Genomic DNA, 15,800 nt, shown 5'->3' on the forward strand with positions numbered 1-15,800 from the left:
AGCTATGCCCGATGAGAGTGAACTGATTAACGTGGCGAAGACGTTTCCCTCGCTGCATATCGATCTGAAGTACGCCACCGCCGACAACATCACCGGCAGGCCGATCTATCAGGAGGCGCTGTGCCTGCTGCATACCGACGCCGCCACCGCGCTGGCAAAAGCCATCAGCATTGCCGCCCTGGCCGGGCTGAAGCTGGTGGTGTATGACGCCTACCGGCCGCAGCAGGCGCAGGCCCAGCTGTGGGACGCCTGCCCGAACCCGGAGTATGTGGTCGATGTGGCAATTGGCTCCAATCACAGCCGCGGTACGGCCATCGACGTCACCCTGATGGACGAGCATAACAGCGTGCTGGATATGGGCGCCGGCTTTGACGAAATGCATGACCGTTCGCATCCCTATCACCCTTCCGTACCCCCGCACGCCCAGCGCAACCGTCTGCTGCTGAATGCCATCATGTTCGGCGGCGGTTTTGTGGGGATTAGCAGCGAATGGTGGCACTTCGAACTGCCGAACGCCGCCAGCTACCCGCTGCTTGAAGACCGTTTTGCCTGTTTTCCCCTGACGCACACCTCTCTTTAACCTGGAGCACTGCCATGAAAACATCGCTTCTCACGACTCTGATTGCCGCCACGCTGGCGTTGAGCGCCCCGCTGGCGCTGGCCGCCGTCCCGAAAGACATGCTGGCGATCGGTAAAGCCGCCGACCCGCAAACGCTCGACCCTGCCATCACCATCGATAACAACGACTGGACCGTCACCTATCCGTCCTACCAGCGTCTGGTCAAGTACAAGCCCGGCTCTACCGAGGTGGAGGGCGATCTGTCGACGGGCTGGAAGGCGTCCGACGACCAGAAAGAGTGGACCTTTACCCTGACGGATAACGCCAAATTCTCCGACGGCACGCCGGTCACCGCCGAAGCGGTCAAACTCTCCTTTGAGCGCCTGCTGAAGCTCGGCCAGGGGCCGTCTGAAGCCTTCCCGAAAGATCTGAAAATTGATGCCGTCGATGACCACACGGTGAAATTCACCCTCAGCCAGCCGTTCGCGCCTTTCCTCTACACGCTGGCAAACGACGGGGCGTCCATCATTAACCCGGCGGTGCTGAAGGCCAATGCCTCGGACGACGCGCGCGGTTTTCTGGCGCAAAATACCGCCGGTTCCGGGCCGTTTATGCTGAAGAGCTGGCAGAAAGGCCAGCAGCTGATCCTGGTGCCGAACCCTCACTGGCCGGGCGACAAGCCGCACTTTAAGCGCGTCTCGGTGAAAATTATCGGTGAAAGCGCCTCGCGCCGACTGCAGCTTTCCCGCGGCGATCTGGACATTGCCGACTCCCTGCCGGTCGATCAGCTTGCGGCCCTGAAGCAGGAAGGCAAAGTCGCCGTCGCGGAATACCCCTCCCTGCGCGTGACCTATCTCTATCTCAACAACAGCAAACCGCCGCTCAATCAGGTGGATTTACGCCGGGCCATCTCCTGGGCGACAGACTATCAGGGAATGGTAAAAGGCATTCTGAGCGGCAACGGCAAGCAGATGCGCGGCCCGATCCCGGAAGGCATGTGGGGCTTTGACGCCGCGGCAATGCAGTACAGCTTCGACGAGGCCAAAGCCAAAGCGGCGCTGGAGAAGGTCAAAGACAAGCCCGCCAGCCTGACCTTCCTATACTCGGACAACGATCCGAACTGGGAGCCTATCGCCCTCTCCACTCAGGCGAGCCTTGGCAAGATCGGCATTAACGTCAAGCTGGAAAAACTGGCCAATGCCACCATGCGCGACCGCGTCGGCAAAGGCGATTACGACATTGCCATCGGCAACTGGAGCCCGGACTTTGCCGACCCGTACATGTTCATGAACTACTGGTTCGAATCGGACAAAAAAGGGCTGCCGGGCAACCGCTCGTTCTATGAGAACAAAGAGGTGGATTCGCTGCTGCAGGCCGCGCTGAAAACCACCGACCAGGCGGAACGCACCAAAGATTACCAGCAGGCGCAAAAGGTGGTGATTGACGAAGCGGCCTACGTCTATCTGTTCCAGAAGAACTACCAGCTGGCGATGAACAAAGAGGTCAAAGGCTTCACTTTTAATCCGATGCTCGAGCAGGTGTTCAACATCGCCACCATGAGTAAATAACGGTTCTCGTCGGGGGAAAGCGTATGACGTTCTGGAGCATCGTGCGCCAGCGCTGCTGGGGGTTACTCCTGGTGGTGGCCGGTGTCTGTATTATTACCTTTATTATTTCACACATGATCCCCGGCGACCCGGCGCGTTTGCTGGCGGGCGATCGCGCCAGCGACGAAATCGTGCAGAACATTCGCCAGCAGCTGGGGCTGGATCGGCCGCTGTATGTGCAGTTTGGCCGCTACGTGGACGCCCTGGCCCACGGTGATTTAGGCACATCCATCCGTACCGGACGCCCGGTTGCGGAAGACCTGAAGGCCTTTTTCCCCGCCACGCTGGAGCTGGCCTTTTGTTCTTTGCTGCTGGCGCTGGTTATCGGCGTGCCGCTGGGGATTTTGTCGGCGGTGTACCGCAACCGCTGGCTGGATCACCTGGTGCGTTTAATGGCGATGACCGGGATTTCCACGCCTGCATTCTGGCTTGGGCTGGGCGTGATTGTCCTGTTCTACGGGCATCTGCAGATTCTGCCGGGCGGCGGCAGGCTGGACGACTGGCTCGATCCGCCGACGCACGTCACCGGGTTTTATCTGCTGGACGCCCTGCTGGAAGGCAACGGTGAAGTCTTTTTCAACGCGCTGCAGCACCTGATTTTACCCTCGCTGACGCTGGCGTTTGTTCACCTGGGCATCGTGGCGCGCCAGGTGCGCTCGGCGATGCTGGAGCAGCTTAGCGAGGACTACATCCGCACCGCACGCGCCAGCGGGCTGCCCGGCTGGTACATCGTCCTGCGCTACGCCCTGCCAAATGCGATGATCCCGTCCATTACCGTGCTCGGGCTGGCGCTGGGTGACCTGCTTTACGGCGCCGTCCTGACAGAAACCGTCTTTGCCTGGCCGGGTATGGGCGCCTGGGTGGTGACGTCCATTCAGGCGCTGGACTTCCCGGCGGTGATGGGCTTTGCCGTCGTCGTTTCGCTGGCCTACGTGCTGGTTAATCTGGTGGTCGATCTGCTTTACCTGTGGATTGACCCGCGAATCGGGCGCGGAGGTGCCGAATGATGTTAACGCAGGAAACACCCGTCCCGGTGAAAACCACCAGACAACGCATCAACTGGGCAAAGCTGTTCTGGATGCTGCGCCAAAGCCCGCTCACGATCGTCGGCGGCGTCATTATGATCGCGATGCTTTTGCTGATGGTGACCTCGCCGTGGATAGTGCCGCATGACCCGAACGCGCTGGATCTCACCGCCCGCCTGCAGGCACCCTCTGCGCAACACTGGTTTGGCACCGATGAGGTGGGACGCGACCTGTTCAGCCGCGTGCTGACGGGCAGCCAGCAGTCGATTACCGCCGGGCTGGCGGTGGTGGTGATTGCGGGCGGCATTGGCTCGCTGCTGGGCTGTTTGTCCGGCGTCCTGGGCGGGCGCGGCGACGCCGTCATCATGCGGGTGATGGACATTATGCTCTCCATTCCTTCTCTGGTGCTGACCATGGCGCTGGCCGCCGCGCTCGGTCCGAGCCTGTTTAACGCCATGCTGGCGATTGCGATTGTCCGCATACCGTTCTACGTGCGGCTGGCGCGCGGGCAAACCCTGGTGGTGCGACAGTTCACCTACGTTCAGGCCGCCCGCACCTTTGGCGCCTCCCGCTGGCATTTGATCCGCTGGCATATCCTGCGCAACGCCCTGCCGCCGCTGATCGTGCAGGCGTCGCTGGATATCGGCAGCGCCATTCTGATGGCCGCCACGCTGGGGTTTATTGGCCTGGGGGCGCAGCAGCCCACCGCCGAATGGGGCGCGATGGTGGCCGTGGGCCGTAACTACGTCCTGGACCAGTGGTGGTACTGCGCCTTTCCCGGTGCGGCGATTTTGATTACCGCCGTGGGCTTTAATCTGTTTGGCGACGGTATCCGCGATCTGCTGGATCCGAAGTCAGGAGGCAAACAGTAATGACCGAACCGGTACTCAATATTGAAGACCTGCATCTGAGCTTCCCGGTTTTTCGCGGGGAGGTTCATGCGCTGAACCACGTTTCGCTTGAGATCGGCAGGGGCGAAATTGTCGGCGTGGTGGGCGAATCAGGGTCGGGCAAATCCGTTACCGCCATGCTCGCCATGCGCCTGCTGCCGGAGGGCAGCTACCGTATTCATCACGGTCAGGTGAGATTACTCGGTGAAAACGTCCTGACGGCGTCCGAGAAACAGCTTCGCCAGTGGCGCGGTGCTAAAGTGGCGATGATTTTTCAGGAGCCCATGACCGCCCTCAACCCGACGCGGCGGATTGGCAAACAGATGGTGGAGGTGATCCGCCAGCATCAGCCGCTTTCCCGGCGCGAGGCGCAGCAGAAGGCGATCGCCCTGCTGGAAGAGATGCAAATTCCGGACGCGAAGCAGGTCATGGCGCGTTATCCGTTTGAACTCTCCGGCGGCATGCGCCAGCGGGTGATGATCGCCCTTGCCTTTTCCTGCGAGCCGGAGCTGATCATCGCCGACGAGCCAACCACCGCGCTGGACGTTACCGTCCAGCTCCAGGTGCTGCGTTTACTGAAGCATAAGGCGAAGGCCAGCGGCACCTCGGTGCTGTTTATCAGCCATGATATGGCCGTGGTATCCCAGCTCTGCGACAGAATGTACGTAATGTATGCGGGCAGCGTGATAGAGAGCGGTGCCACGCAAACGCTGATCCACCACCCTGTGCATCCCTATTCTATCGGCCTGCTGCGGTGCGCGCCGGAAAACGGCCAGCCGCGCGACCTGCTTCCCGCCATCCCCGGCACTGTGCCCAACCTCAGCCAGCTTCCGCAGGGGTGCGCGTTCCGCGAGCGCTGCTTTGCCGCGGGGGCGAAATGCAGCGAAACGCCGCGCCTGCAGCCCCAAGGCGCAGAGGGCCAACAGGCTGCCTGCTGGTATCCACAACGGGAGAAACACCATGTCTGATGTACTGCTGGAACTGGATAGCGTGCACGTGAACTTTGCGTCGCGCAAAAACTGGCTGGGCCGCGTGACTGAACGGGTCCATGCGCTCAACGGGCTGGATCTCCAGATCCGTCGGGGCGAAACGCTGGGCGTTGTCGGGGAATCCGGCTGTGGGAAAAGCACGCTGGCGCAGCTGCTGATGGGGATGCTTAAACCCAGCACCGGCGCATGCCAGCGTGCCCACCACGCCGGTGGCATGCAGATGGTGTTTCAGGATCCGCTCTCCTCGCTCGACCCGCGATTGCCGGTCTGGCGCATCATTACCGAGCCGGTGTGGGTGCAAAAACGCAGCAGCGAGCGCGAGCGCCGCCAGCTGGCGGCGGATCTGGCGCTGCAGGTGGGCATTCGCCCGGAATATCTCGACCGCCTTCCACACGCCTTCTCCGGCGGGCAGCGCCAGCGCATTGCCATCGCCCGGGCGCTTTCGTCCGACCCGGATATCATCGTGCTCGATGAACCCACCAGCGCGCTGGATATCTCCGTGCAGGCGCAAATCCTCAACCTGCTGGTGACGCTACAGCAGCAGCGTAATCTGACCTACGTACTGATCTCGCATAACGTCTCGGTGGTCAGACACATGAGCGACCGCGTGGCGGTGATGTATCTCGGACAGATTGTGGAGCTGGGCAGCGCCGCGCAGGTACTTGGCGAGCCGCGCCACCCCTATACCCGCCTGCTGCTCGATTCGGTTCCCCGCACCGGAGAGCCGCTGGATGAAACGCTGGCGTTACGCAAAACGGAGCTGCCCGGCAACCGTCATCTGCCCGAAGGCTGTTTTTTCCGCGACCGCTGCCCGATGGCCGCGCAGGGGTGCGAACGTCCTCAGCCGCTACAGCCCTCTCGCGAGGGCCGTCACGTTCGCTGCTGGCGCAGCCTGGATTAAATTTGCGCCATCCCGCCGTCCACAAACAGCTCGGTGGCGTTGATAAAGCTGGCCGCGTCGGAGGCCAGAAACGCCACCGCTTTACCCACCTCGCCCGGCGCGCCTAAACGTCCGAGCGGCACCTGCGCGGCCAGCGCGTCGTACAGCCCCTGGCGATGTTCTTCCGGCACCAGATCCCCTAAACCTGGCGTTTTGATCGGGCCCGGGCTTACGACATTGACGCGGATCCCACGGCCCTGCAAATCCAGCGCCCAGGAGCGGGCAAAGTTACGCACCGCGGCCTTACTGGCGCTGTAGACGCTGAAATTGGCCGTCCCCTTAATCGACACCGTCGAGCCGGTCAGAATGATCGACGAGCCGGTTGATAACAGCGGCAGCGCCTTCTGCACCGTGAACAGCACCCCGCGAACGTTGGTGCCAAAAATCCGGTCAAACTGTTCTTCGGTGATCGCGCCCAGCGGCAGCATATCGCCGCCACCCGCATTGGCGAACAGAATATCAAGACGGCCTTCTTCTTTTGCTATCCGGGCATAAACCGCATCCAGATCGGCAAGCTTAGAGACGTCCGCGCGAATGCCCACTGCGTCAGAAGCAATCTCTGCTACCGCGGCGTCAAGTTCGGCCTGACGACGCCCGGTGATGTACACCTTCGCGCCCTGTGCCGCCAGCTCCTGCGCCGTGGCAAGACCAATACCGGTGCTGCCGCCGGTGACCAGTGCAATTTTTCCTGAGAGAGTCGTATTCATGTCATTTACCTTTTTGTGTTTGCGTTGGACAGACTTTATCCCTTGCGGCATTTATGAAAAATGGGCAAAAATGAAAATGACTATTCACCTATGGAAATAATCAGAGGTCATCATGGATCAGCTAATGGCGATGCGCGCCTTCACGCGGGTGGTGGAATCCGGCAGTTTTACCCGCGCGGCGGACTCGCTGAATATGCCGATCGCCACGCTGAGCAAACTGGTTAAATCCCTTGAGGCGCACCTGGCGATACGTCTCCTTCACCGGACGACTCGTCGGGTGGTCACGACGCCTGAAGGGCTGGAATACTATGAAAAAGCGCGCCGGGTGCTGATTGATATCGAAGATATCGACACCTCGTTTCGCGTTTCCCGCGCGACGCCCAAGGGACATTTGCGGGTTGACGTGGGCGGTTCCACCGCACGGGACGTGCTCATCCCCCTGCTGCCGGATTTTATGCAGCGCTACCCGGATATCCGTATCGATCTTGGCGTGGCCGATCGTCCGGTCGATCTTATCAGCGGTAACGTAGACTGCGTGATCCGCGGCGGCCCGCTGAACGATTCAACGCTTATCGCCCGTCATCTCGGTGACGCTCAGATGGTCACCTGCGCGACGCCGGGTTACCTTAAAAACCACGGCGTTCCGGCTTATCCGCAGGAGCTGCGCAACGGCCACAAGCTTGTTAGTTATCTCTCTCCCGTCACCGGGCGGCCGTTTCCGTTTCGCTTCCGGCAGAACGGCGAGGCGCTGGAAATCACTCTTCCGCACTATCTCGGCGTCAATGAAAGTAACGCTCATCTGGCGGCTGCCGCGGCGGGTCTGGGGATCGTTCAAACCTTTGAGTATTCAGCAAAGACCTATTTGCAGACGGGAGCGCTGGTGGCGATTCTGGGTGACTGGCAGCCTGCCGCGTACCCGTTTCACGTGGTCTACCCGCAGAACCGGCATTTAACGCACAGACTGAAGGTGTTTATCGCCTGGCTGGCGGAGGTGTTCCCCGCCGCGCTGAAGGGATAGCCGGGCACAAACCCGGCTGTGATTTAGTTAAGCTTATAGTCCAGGGTAATTTCGGCCTTGAGCAACTGCGACACCGGGCAGCCCGCTTTGGCTTTCTGAATAATGCCGTCAAACTGCTGTGGCGCAATGCCCGGTACGGTGACCTTACTTTGCAGCGCAACCTTAGTGATGGCAAAGCCGCCGTCGGTTTTATCCAGAGAGACGTCCGCGGTCGTATCAATCGAATCAGCGGTATAGCCCGCTTCACCCAGCATCAGCGACAGCGCCATGGAAAAACAAGCCGCATGTGCCGCGCCGATCAGCTCTTCCGGGTTGGTCCCCTTTTCACCCTCAAAGCGGGTGTTAAAGCCGTAAGGCTGTTGGTTGAGAACGCCGCTCTCGGTGGAAACCGTTCCTTTCCCGCGCTTAATGTCGCCAGACCAGTGTGCCGAACCGTGCTTATGAATCGTCATTCTTGCTCTCCTTTTGGCTTACAAAGGGTTAAGTATAGACTACGCATCTGACACGCCCTGGAACACAGACGATTCCGTGTCTTTCACCTGCTGTACCGACAACAAGGATAATGATATGACGCTAAAAATCAGGATGGCCGTCGCGGTAGCCACGCTGGCTCTCTCTCTTTCTTCACTGGCCAAAACGCCGGAAAACTTTATCTATACCAGCTCAGGCGATCTCGACGCGGCGCTCCCGCTGGTTGCGCGTGGCGACATCGGCGGCGTGCAGATCGTGTACAACTGGCGCCAGCTTGAACCCGAGAAGGACAGCTATGACTTCTCGCGGATTGAGCAGGATCTGGCGCGTCTTAAGGCCGCCCGGAAAAAACTCTTTATTCAGATCCAGGATCGTTTCTTTGAGCGGGACGCCCGCTACGTTCCGGACTATCTGATGCACGATAAGCAATACAGCGGCGGGATTGCGCCGCAGTTTGATAACCCCGGCGAGGGCAAGCCTGTCGGCGCGGGATGGGTAGCGCGTCAGTGGGACCCCACGGTGCGCCAGCGCTACCAGGCACTGCTGGCAGCGCTCGCAAAACGCTTTGATGGCGAGGTGTATGGCGTAAACCTGCCTGAAACCGCGATTGATATTGACGAGAAAAATCCGCCAGCGGGCTTCACCTGCGACAGCTATTTCGCGGGTGAGATGGAAAATCTGGCCTTTGCGCGCAAGGTTTTTCAGAAATCACATGTGGTGCAGTACGTGAACTTCTGGCCGTGCGAGTGGGATAACGACCACAACTATATGGGGCGTCTTTTTGCGTATGCCAGCGCCAACAATATCGGCCTGGGCGGGCCGGACATTGTGCCCAACCGCAAGGCGCACATGAAGAATGCCTATCCCTTCTTCCATAAAAATAAACAGGCGCTGCCGCTCATTGCCATGGCGGTTCAGGAGCCGACTCTGACCTATAAGGATCCTCAGACCGGAAAACCGTTCACCAAAGCCGAGTTTGTCCGCTTCGGCGAAAATTATCTCGGGGCCGATATTATTTTCTGGAGCACGGCCTCTCCCTGGCTAAAGGCAAAATAATCGCCCCTCAGGCAAGGTGGCGGGACAGTTCGTCAAGAAACACGCGCAGCGCGGCAGGCTGGTATTCCCGTGACTGATAAATGCCGTGGATGGCAAGCGGTTTCGGCTCCAGCGACGCCAGTACCGGCACCAGTAATCCCTGCTCCAGCGCGGCGCGCGCTTCGCGCTCCGGCAGCATGGCGATGCCGCAGTGCTCGATCGCCGCGTTCATGAGCAGTGAAGAGATACTGGCGCTCAGGTTGCCGCTGACGGCCACGCTCAGGCTTTCGCCTTCCGGCGTCAGGAAGTGCCAGGACTGCCCGGCGAAAAAGCTGTAGTGCAGGCAGTTATGCTGCGCCAGTTCTTCGGGGCTGACGGGCGTGCCATGCTGTGCCAGATACGCTGGCGAGGCGCAGAGCACCGATCGACACTCCCCCAGCCTGCGGGCGATCATGCCGGGCTCCGGGTTATCGGTAATGCGCACCGCGACATCAATGCGCTCTCCCACCAGGCTGACCGGATGGTTGTTCACGTCCAGCTCAATGCGCAGCTGCGGATAGCGCGAGAGCAGGCCGGGCAGGACCGGCGCAATCAGGTGCATGGCGGTAAAGTGCGCGCAGGCTACCCGCAGCGTGCCGGACGGCAGATCTTTTTCCGACTGACCTTCGATTTCCTGCGAGATCTGCGAGAGCGTCCGCGTTTTTTGCAGCACCTTTTCCCCTGCCGCCGTCAGCGTCAACTTGCGCGTGGAGCGGTTTACCAGCCGCGTCCCCGCCCACTTCTCCATTTGTTCAAGGTAACGGCTCACCATCGGCCGGGAAATGCCCAGCGCGCGGGCCGCCGCGCTCAGGCTTCCCAGCTCGCATATCCGGTTATAGACCTGAGCGGCAATAACGCGATCCATATAAGCTCCATCTGCTCGATTTATGAAACTAAGCATGTCTTGTTTCAGGAATTCTGGCAAATGAGAATATCCGTACAATAGAGGCATTCCTGAACAACAGAGACAACAGCATGAAACTCACTCATATTGCCCTGCTTTCCACCCTTTTCGCTCCGGCCGTTTTTGCCGCGCCGTTGACGATTGATACCTATAACCCGCAGGAAAAAGGCATTTTCGCGGTCTCCTCCACGCTCGTTTCCGGCCCGAAAGAGGCGGTGCTGTTTGACGCCCAGTTCAGCGTGAAGGATGGCGAAGCGCTGGTAGAGAAAATTCGCCGCAGCGGTAAAACGCTGAATAAGATTGTGATCACCTCCGGCGATCCGGATTTCTATTTTGGCCTGCAGCCGCTGGTGAAAGCCTTCCCGAATGCCAAAGTGGTGGCCACGCAGCAGGTGGTTGACCATATTAAGGCCACCAAAGACGCCAAGCTCGCCTTCTGGGGCCCGCAGATGAAAGACGGCGCGCCAACGGAACTGGTGGTGCCGCAGGTGCTCGCCTCCACCACCTTTATGATTGACGGGGAAAAGGTCGATATCGAGCAGCCGGACAGCTACGCGGCCTACGTGTGGATCCCGTCCGTGAAAACCATCCTCGGCGGCACCGGGGTCTCCTGGGGGATTCACGTCTGGACGGCTGATACCCAGACGCCGGCTCGGCGTCAACAGTGGCAGCAGACCCTGGACAACATGGCCGCGCACAAGCCGGAACGCGTGATCCCAGGCCACTATCTGGGCACACCACCGTCCGGAACCGGGGCTATTGATTTTACCCGTGGCTATCTGCAGCATTTTGAACAGGCGTTGTCGGCACATAAAAACTCTGCGGGCGTCATCGGTGCACTGAAAAAACAGTATCCGGATCTGGCAGAAGAGAGTTCTCTGGAATTAAGCGCCAAAGTGAATACCGGCGAAATGAAGTGGTAATTTAAAAACGGCTCCTGCTATATTCCCGCGATAGCAGGAGCACCGCCATAATATCCGCACTGCCTCACGCCAATATATCCCTCCGTTTTAAAAGCACATAAAAGCATGTACTTATGTCATTTTTATTTCTAAGATGAATCTGAGACACAACCGGGGAAATATTTGCCATTCTGTTTGTGAATTAAATTTTTGCGAGCCGTACCATTAAACAGACAACGACACGGAGGCAGCATGTTTACTTATTACCCGGCTAATACCGCAGCAGCACAACCTGAACTCGTTAACGCGATTGCACAGGGACTTCACGCCGAGCACGGTGCTGTGACTGAAGATGACATTTTGATGGAACTGACCAAGTGGGTGGAATCCACGGATAATGACATCCTCAGTGACATCTACCAGCAGACCATTAACTACGTCGTCAGCGGACAAAACGCACCCTTGTAAAAACCTGCTAAGCTGGATCTGCAACCTAAGGGGTTACATTTCGTTTGCGTAAGCAAACTGGTCCTTAAAACTATCAACAGGATTGAGGAGTTAATATGAAATCGAACCGTCAGGCACGCCATATTCTGGGACTGAACTACAAGCTTTCAAATCAGCGCAAAGTGGTGATTGAAGGCGACCATGAAACACAAGTCACTCACGCCACCGGCAGAAAACGCCACGCAGGCAAGTAAGTTCCAGACTGAGATCCAGAACACCATCGGTAATCCCGATGGTGTTTTTATTTATGTGTTGCGGTAATTCATATTTAGCTCCTTTATAATACCGCCGGACCGCACCCCATCGCACAGGCCAGAAAGATGACAAACAGCAGTGTCAGGGACGGATCTTCATAAAAAGAGTGAGTGACATGGACAACAAACTGAAAAAACATCGTTCCTTATACATCCCATACGCCGGACCGGTTTTACTCGAATTCCCCCTGCTCAACAAAGGCAGCGCCTTCAGCATGGAAGAGCGCAGCAGCTTTAACCTGCTTGGCCTGCTGCCGGAAGTGGTTGAAACCATTGAAGAGCAGGCAGAGCGCGCGTGGATCCAGTATCAGGGCTTCAAAACCGAGATCGACAAACACATCTACCTGCGCAACATCCAGGACACCAACGAAACCCTCTTCTATCGCCTGGTGCAAAACCATCTCGAAGAGATGATGCCGGTGATCTACACCCCAACGGTGGGTGCGGCGTGCGAACGCTTCTCTGAGATCTACCGTCGCTCACGCGGCGTCTTTATCTCTTATCAGAATCGTCACAACATGGACGACATTCTGCAGAACGTGCCGAACCACAATATTAAAGTGATTGTGGTGACAGACGGGGAACGTATTCTTGGCCTCGGCGACCAGGGCATTGGCGGGATGGGGATCCCAATCGGTAAACTCTCTCTCTACACCGCCTGCGGCGGCATCAGCCCGGCGTACACCCTGCCGGTGGTGCTGGATGTCGGCACCAACAACCAGCAACTGTTGAACGATCCGCTGTACATGGGCTGGCGTCATCCGCGCATTACCGACGACGAGTACTATCAGTTTGTCGACGATTTCATTCAGGCCGTGAAGCACCGCTGGCCGGACGTTCTGCTGCAGTTTGAAGACTTTGCGCAGAAAAACGCGATGCCGCTGCTGAACCGCTATCGTGATGAGATCTGCTCCTTTAACGACGACATCCAGGGCACCGCAGCGGTGACCGTGGGCACGCTTATCGCCGCCAGCCGCGCAGCCGGCAGCCAGCTGAGCTACCAGAAAATCGTCTTCCTGGGCGCAGGCTCTGCGGGCTGCGGCATCGCCGAGCAGATTATTGCCCAGACGCAGCGCGAAGGCTTAAGCGAAGAGCTGGCCCGCTCCCGCGTCTTTATGGTTGACCGTTTCGGCCTGCTGACCGACGGTATGCCGAACCTGCTGCCGTTCCAGACCAAGCTGGTGCAGAAGCGCGAGAACCTGAAGAACTGGGACACCGACAACGAAGTGCTCTCCCTGCTGGACGTGGTGCGCAACGTGAAGCCGGATATTCTGATCGGCGTTTCCGGGCAAACCGGTCTCTTCACCGAAGAGATTATTCGCGAGATGCACAAGCACTGCGAGCGCCCTATCGTGATGCCGCTGTCTAACCCAACCTCCCGCGTGGAAGCGACGCCGCAGGACATCATCGCCTGGACCGAAGGTAACGCGCTGGTTGCCACCGGCAGCCCGTTCGATCCGGTGGTGTGGAAGGATAAAACCTATCCGATCGCCCAGTGCAACAACTCCTATATCTTCCCGGGCATTGGTCTGGGCGTGATCGCCTCCGGCGCATCCCGCATTACCGATGAAATGCTGATGTCGGCGAGCGAAACCCTTGCGGGCTATTCGCCGCTGGTCAACAACGGCGAAGGGCTGGTGCTGCCGGAACTGAAGGACATTCACAAGGTGTCGCGCGCTATCGCGTTTGCGGTGGGTAAAATGGCGCAGCAGCAGGGCGTGGCGGTGAAAACCTCTGCCGACGCGCTGCAGCAGGCTATTGATGATAACTTCTGGATGCCTGAATACCGCAGCTATCGCCGTACCTCGATTTAATTCTGCGCCCGAACCGTTCCCTCTCCTCATTGGGGAGAGGGTTACGATGAGGGGCAACAGACCGCACCATCGAATACCCACTAGCCAAACCCCCTTTCCCCCGCTACACTCCTTTCATCCATTAACCCACTGAATATATAAGGAGGCCAATTATGCTGTATCGTGAAATTTTCAATGTTTCACATACATTTGGTGATCGCACCAGCTCAAGCGTTATCGGTATCGTGCTGCGATAACTTCTGCTTGAGCGAAGACACCAACCCCTGAAATCCCTTCTCTCGGGCTTACTGAGTTATCGTCAGCGATGTTTGACGAGGCATAAACATGCCTTTAACTCTTGGGTAAGCAACAATGAGCACTTTACTCACTGCACAATCTTTACGCGTTGATACGGCGTTTGGCACGCTCTTCGACTCACTCTCCTTTACGCTGAAAAAAGGCGACCGCATCGGCCTGCTGGGCGACAACGGCTGCGGCAAAAGTACGCTTTTAAAGGTGCTGGACGGAACAGATATCCCAGCCGCCGGAACGGTAGCGCTGGCCGGGCACTGCCTGATGGCGCGCGTGGAGCAACATCTCCCGGACGCCATTTTCCCGCTGACCATGCTGGATGCCGTACTCGCGCAACTGCCTTTAGCTGAGCACGACAGTCTGCGCTGGAAAGCTGAAACGCTGCTGGCGAGCATGGGCTTCACGCCGCAGGATATGACGCTGCAATCCGCCACCCTGAGTGGCGGACAGCACACCCGCCTGCTGCTGGCGCGGGCGTTGATTCACGAGCCGGATCTGCTCCTGCTGGATGAACCCAGCAACCACCTGGATCTGCCGACCATGCTCTGGCTGGAACACTTTTTACAGAACTGGTCAGGCAGCTTCGTGCTGGTTTCGCACGACAGACAGCTGCTGGATGCCGTCACAAACGGCAGCTGGATCCTGCGTGATAAGACGCTGCACTACTTTGCCCTTCCCTGCACGGCCGCCCGTAAAGCGCTTGCAGCAAAAGACGAAAGCGATGCGCAGCGCCACAAGGCGGAGCAAAAGGAGATCGACCGCGTGACCGCCAGCGCAAAGCGGCTGGCGACCTGGGGTAAGGTTTACGACAACGAAGACCTGGCCCGCAAAGCCAAGCAGATGGAAAAACAGGTCGAACGACTCAAAGAGAGCCAGACTGCGCTCACGGCGGGCAGTCCATGGACGCTAACCCTGCGCGGCGACGCGCTGCGGGCGGACCGTCTGCTGGAGATGGAAAACCTCAGCGTCCCGCCTGCGCCCGGGCTACCGCCGCTGTTTAACATCGAAACGGCGCGGCTGAAAAGCGGCGATCGCGTGGCAATTGTCGGTCGTAACGGCTGCGGTAAATCGTCGCTGATGAAGCTTATCTGGCGACATTTTGTGGATGAACCGACGGACAGCGGGCTGAAAATCCATCCGCGCGTCTCGCCGGGCTACTACGACCAGACGCTGCATCAGCTGCCGGATGAGGCCACGCTGCTCGACGCGCTGGAACCTTTCGCCCCCGATCCGCAGCACAGGAAGATGGCGCTCATCAGCGCCGGGTTCCCGTGGGCGAGACACGGGCAAAAAGTCAGCACGCTCAGCGGCGGCGAGCGCTCTCGCCTGCTGTTCGTCGGGCTGACGCTTGCCCGCTACAGCCTGCTGATGCTGGATGAGCCCACCAACCATCTCGACATGGAAGGCAAAGAGGCACTGGCGGAAACGCTGCAACAGTTCGAAGGCGGCGTGCTGCTGGTCAGCCACGATCGCCAGTTAATTAGCCAAAGCTGTAACCGCTTCTGGCTGATTGAGGACGGCTGGCTGAGCGAGTGGCACGATGCTGAAGCCGTGTTTGAGCGGCTGCGTGAAAGCGTGGGGCTCGGGACATCCGGCGCGCCCGTTGTCAGTGCTGGGGAAGTTCACCCCTCGCCGTACGATGATCTGCTTGAGCGGCTGATCGCGCTGGAAACGCTGCTGGAAGACGATCTGGCGCGTAAGCCGAAACATCAGAAGCCGCAGCTGCAGGCGCAATGGCGTAGAGAAATTGAGGAGATTGAAGCCCAGCTGTAAATCTGCGCCCGGCGAGCACCTCGCCGGGCCAGCATTTTCCCCCTTAATTATTAGAGGATCGCCGTATTCTTAATC

General features: G+C 58.7%; 16 protein-coding genes. 13 read left to right on the top strand and 3 right to left on the bottom strand.

The features are described 5' to 3' along the window. Positions 1-4: 4 nt before the first annotated feature. From ddpX to DG357_RS11695, 6 genes are read left to right on the top strand one after another with little or no spacing between them, the layout of a single operon-like run. Positions 5-580 (top strand): D-alanyl-D-alanine dipeptidase, encoded by a 576-nt coding sequence (gene ddpX, locus DG357_RS11670; RefSeq protein WP_088205473.1) that lies wholly within the window; start codon positions 5-7, stop codon positions 578-580. A 14-nt stretch (positions 581-594) separates the two neighbouring features. Continuing rightward, positions 595-2,127: an ABC transporter substrate-binding protein gene (locus tag DG357_RS11675; protein ID WP_088205474.1), complete on the top strand. Its 1,533-nt coding sequence runs from the start codon at positions 595-597 to the stop codon at positions 2,125-2,127. 23 nt (positions 2,128-2,150) lie between these two features. Next, positions 2,151-3,173: an ABC transporter permease gene (locus DG357_RS11680; RefSeq protein ID WP_041909885.1), complete on the top strand. Its 1,023-nt coding sequence runs from the start codon at positions 2,151-2,153 to the stop codon at positions 3,171-3,173. After that, complete coding sequence (gene ddpC / locus DG357_RS11685; RefSeq protein WP_088205475.1) at positions 3,170-4,063, top strand: D,D-dipeptide ABC transporter permease; 894 nt, start codon at positions 3,170-3,172, stop codon at positions 4,061-4,063. The genes DG357_RS11680 and ddpC overlap by 4 nt, the downstream gene beginning before the upstream one ends. Then, complete coding sequence (locus tag DG357_RS11690) at positions 4,063-5,049, top strand: ABC transporter ATP-binding protein (protein WP_088205476.1); 987 nt, start codon at positions 4,063-4,065, stop codon at positions 5,047-5,049. The genes ddpC and DG357_RS11690 overlap by 1 nt, the downstream gene beginning before the upstream one ends. Then, complete coding sequence (locus tag DG357_RS11695; protein ID WP_088205477.1) at positions 5,042-5,971, top strand: ABC transporter ATP-binding protein; 930 nt, start codon at positions 5,042-5,044, stop codon at positions 5,969-5,971. The genes DG357_RS11690 and DG357_RS11695 overlap by 8 nt, the downstream gene beginning before the upstream one ends. Here DG357_RS11695 and DG357_RS11700 read toward each other — a convergent pair. Beyond that, positions 5,968-6,717 carry an SDR family NAD(P)-dependent oxidoreductase gene (locus DG357_RS11700; RefSeq protein WP_047368601.1) on the bottom strand — a complete coding sequence of 250 codons (750 nt, stop codon included), beginning with the start codon at positions 6,715-6,717 and terminating at the stop codon, positions 5,968-5,970. The two genes, DG357_RS11695 and DG357_RS11700, sit on opposite strands and share 4 nt — an antisense overlap. Before the next feature lie 112 nt (positions 6,718-6,829). Between DG357_RS11700 and DG357_RS11705 the strand changes: the two genes are divergently transcribed. Beyond that, positions 6,830-7,735: a LysR family transcriptional regulator gene (locus DG357_RS11705; RefSeq protein WP_047368602.1), complete on the top strand. Its 906-nt coding sequence runs from the start codon at positions 6,830-6,832 to the stop codon at positions 7,733-7,735. Between the two features lie 23 nt (positions 7,736-7,758). Here DG357_RS11705 and DG357_RS11710 read toward each other — a convergent pair whose 3' ends face one another. After that, a complete protein-coding gene (locus tag DG357_RS11710) occupies positions 7,759-8,187 on the bottom strand; it encodes an OsmC family protein (RefSeq protein ID WP_028013230.1) in 429 nt (142 codons plus the stop codon). A 115-nt stretch (positions 8,188-8,302) separates the two neighbouring features. On the opposite strand from DG357_RS11710, the gene DG357_RS11715 reads away from it, so the two are divergent. Next, entirely contained in the window at positions 8,303-9,262 is a 960-nt protein-coding gene (locus tag DG357_RS11715) for a hypothetical protein (RefSeq protein WP_048960013.1), read from the top strand. Positions 9,263-9,269: 7 nt separating this feature from the next. On the opposite strand, the gene DG357_RS11720 is transcribed toward DG357_RS11715, so the two are convergent. Next, positions 9,270-10,145: a LysR family transcriptional regulator gene (locus DG357_RS11720; protein ID WP_047365094.1), complete on the bottom strand. Its 876-nt coding sequence runs from the start codon at positions 10,143-10,145 to the stop codon at positions 9,270-9,272. Positions 10,146-10,255: 110 nt separating this feature from the next. Between DG357_RS11720 and DG357_RS11725 the strand changes: the two genes are divergently transcribed. The 5 genes from DG357_RS11725 (at position 10,256) to DG357_RS11745 (ending at position 15,725) form a co-directional block, all read left to right on the top strand. Continuing rightward, on the top strand, positions 10,256-11,107 hold the full coding sequence (locus tag DG357_RS11725; RefSeq protein WP_063437963.1) for a Vmh family MBL fold metallo-hydrolase: 852 nt from the start codon (positions 10,256-10,258) through the stop codon (positions 11,105-11,107). Between the two features lie 231 nt (positions 11,108-11,338). After that, positions 11,339-11,554 (top strand): biofilm-dependent modulation protein, encoded by a 216-nt coding sequence (gene bdm, locus DG357_RS11730; protein WP_013096534.1) that lies wholly within the window; start codon positions 11,339-11,341, stop codon positions 11,552-11,554. Positions 11,555-11,649: 95 nt separating this feature from the next. After that, a complete protein-coding gene (gene sra / locus DG357_RS11735) occupies positions 11,650-11,787 on the top strand; it encodes a stationary-phase-induced ribosome-associated protein (RefSeq protein WP_008501714.1) in 138 nt (45 codons plus the stop codon). 176 nt (positions 11,788-11,963) lie between these two features. Beyond that, positions 11,964-13,661 (top strand): NAD-dependent malic enzyme, encoded by a 1,698-nt coding sequence (locus DG357_RS11740; protein WP_028013235.1) that lies wholly within the window; start codon positions 11,964-11,966, stop codon positions 13,659-13,661. 351 nt (positions 13,662-14,012) lie between these two features. Further along, positions 14,013-15,725 carry an ABC-F family ATP-binding cassette domain-containing protein gene (locus tag DG357_RS11745; RefSeq protein WP_088205478.1) on the top strand — a complete coding sequence of 571 codons (1,713 nt, stop codon included), beginning with the start codon at positions 14,013-14,015 and terminating at the stop codon, positions 15,723-15,725. The last annotated feature ends 75 nt before the right edge of the window (positions 15,726-15,800 follow it).

Source organism: Enterobacter bugandensis, from assembly GCF_900324475.1.
Taxonomy (GTDB): Bacteria; Pseudomonadota; Gammaproteobacteria; order Enterobacterales; family Enterobacteriaceae; genus Enterobacter; species Enterobacter bugandensis.

Coding starts and splice junctions, on each gene's coding strand:
- ddpX (WP_088205473.1), top strand. CDS start 5: ATGCCCGATGAGAGTGAACTGATTAACGTGGCGAAGACGTTTCCCTCG.
- DG357_RS11675 (WP_088205474.1), top strand. CDS start 595: ATGAAAACATCGCTTCTCACGACTCTGATTGCCGCCACGCTGGCGTTG.
- DG357_RS11680 (WP_041909885.1), top strand. CDS start 2,151: ATGACGTTCTGGAGCATCGTGCGCCAGCGCTGCTGGGGGTTACTCCTG.
- ddpC (WP_088205475.1), top strand. CDS start 3,170: ATGATGTTAACGCAGGAAACACCCGTCCCGGTGAAAACCACCAGACAA.
- DG357_RS11690 (WP_088205476.1), top strand. CDS start 4,063: ATGACCGAACCGGTACTCAATATTGAAGACCTGCATCTGAGCTTCCCG.
- DG357_RS11695 (WP_088205477.1), top strand. CDS start 5,042: ATGTCTGATGTACTGCTGGAACTGGATAGCGTGCACGTGAACTTTGCG.
- DG357_RS11700 (WP_047368601.1), bottom strand. CDS start 6,717: ATGAATACGACTCTCTCAGGAAAAATTGCACTGGTCACCGGCGGCAGC.
- DG357_RS11705 (WP_047368602.1), top strand. CDS start 6,830: ATGGATCAGCTAATGGCGATGCGCGCCTTCACGCGGGTGGTGGAATCC.
- DG357_RS11710 (WP_028013230.1), bottom strand. CDS start 8,187: ATGACGATTCATAAGCACGGTTCGGCACACTGGTCTGGCGACATTAAG.
- DG357_RS11715 (WP_048960013.1), top strand. CDS start 8,303: ATGACGCTAAAAATCAGGATGGCCGTCGCGGTAGCCACGCTGGCTCTC.
- DG357_RS11720 (WP_047365094.1), bottom strand. CDS start 10,145: ATGGATCGCGTTATTGCCGCTCAGGTCTATAACCGGATATGCGAGCTG.
- DG357_RS11725 (WP_063437963.1), top strand. CDS start 10,256: ATGAAACTCACTCATATTGCCCTGCTTTCCACCCTTTTCGCTCCGGCC.
- bdm (WP_013096534.1), top strand. CDS start 11,339: ATGTTTACTTATTACCCGGCTAATACCGCAGCAGCACAACCTGAACTC.
- sra (WP_008501714.1), top strand. CDS start 11,650: ATGAAATCGAACCGTCAGGCACGCCATATTCTGGGACTGAACTACAAG.
- DG357_RS11740 (WP_028013235.1), top strand. CDS start 11,964: ATGGACAACAAACTGAAAAAACATCGTTCCTTATACATCCCATACGCC.
- DG357_RS11745 (WP_088205478.1), top strand. CDS start 14,013: ATGAGCACTTTACTCACTGCACAATCTTTACGCGTTGATACGGCGTTT.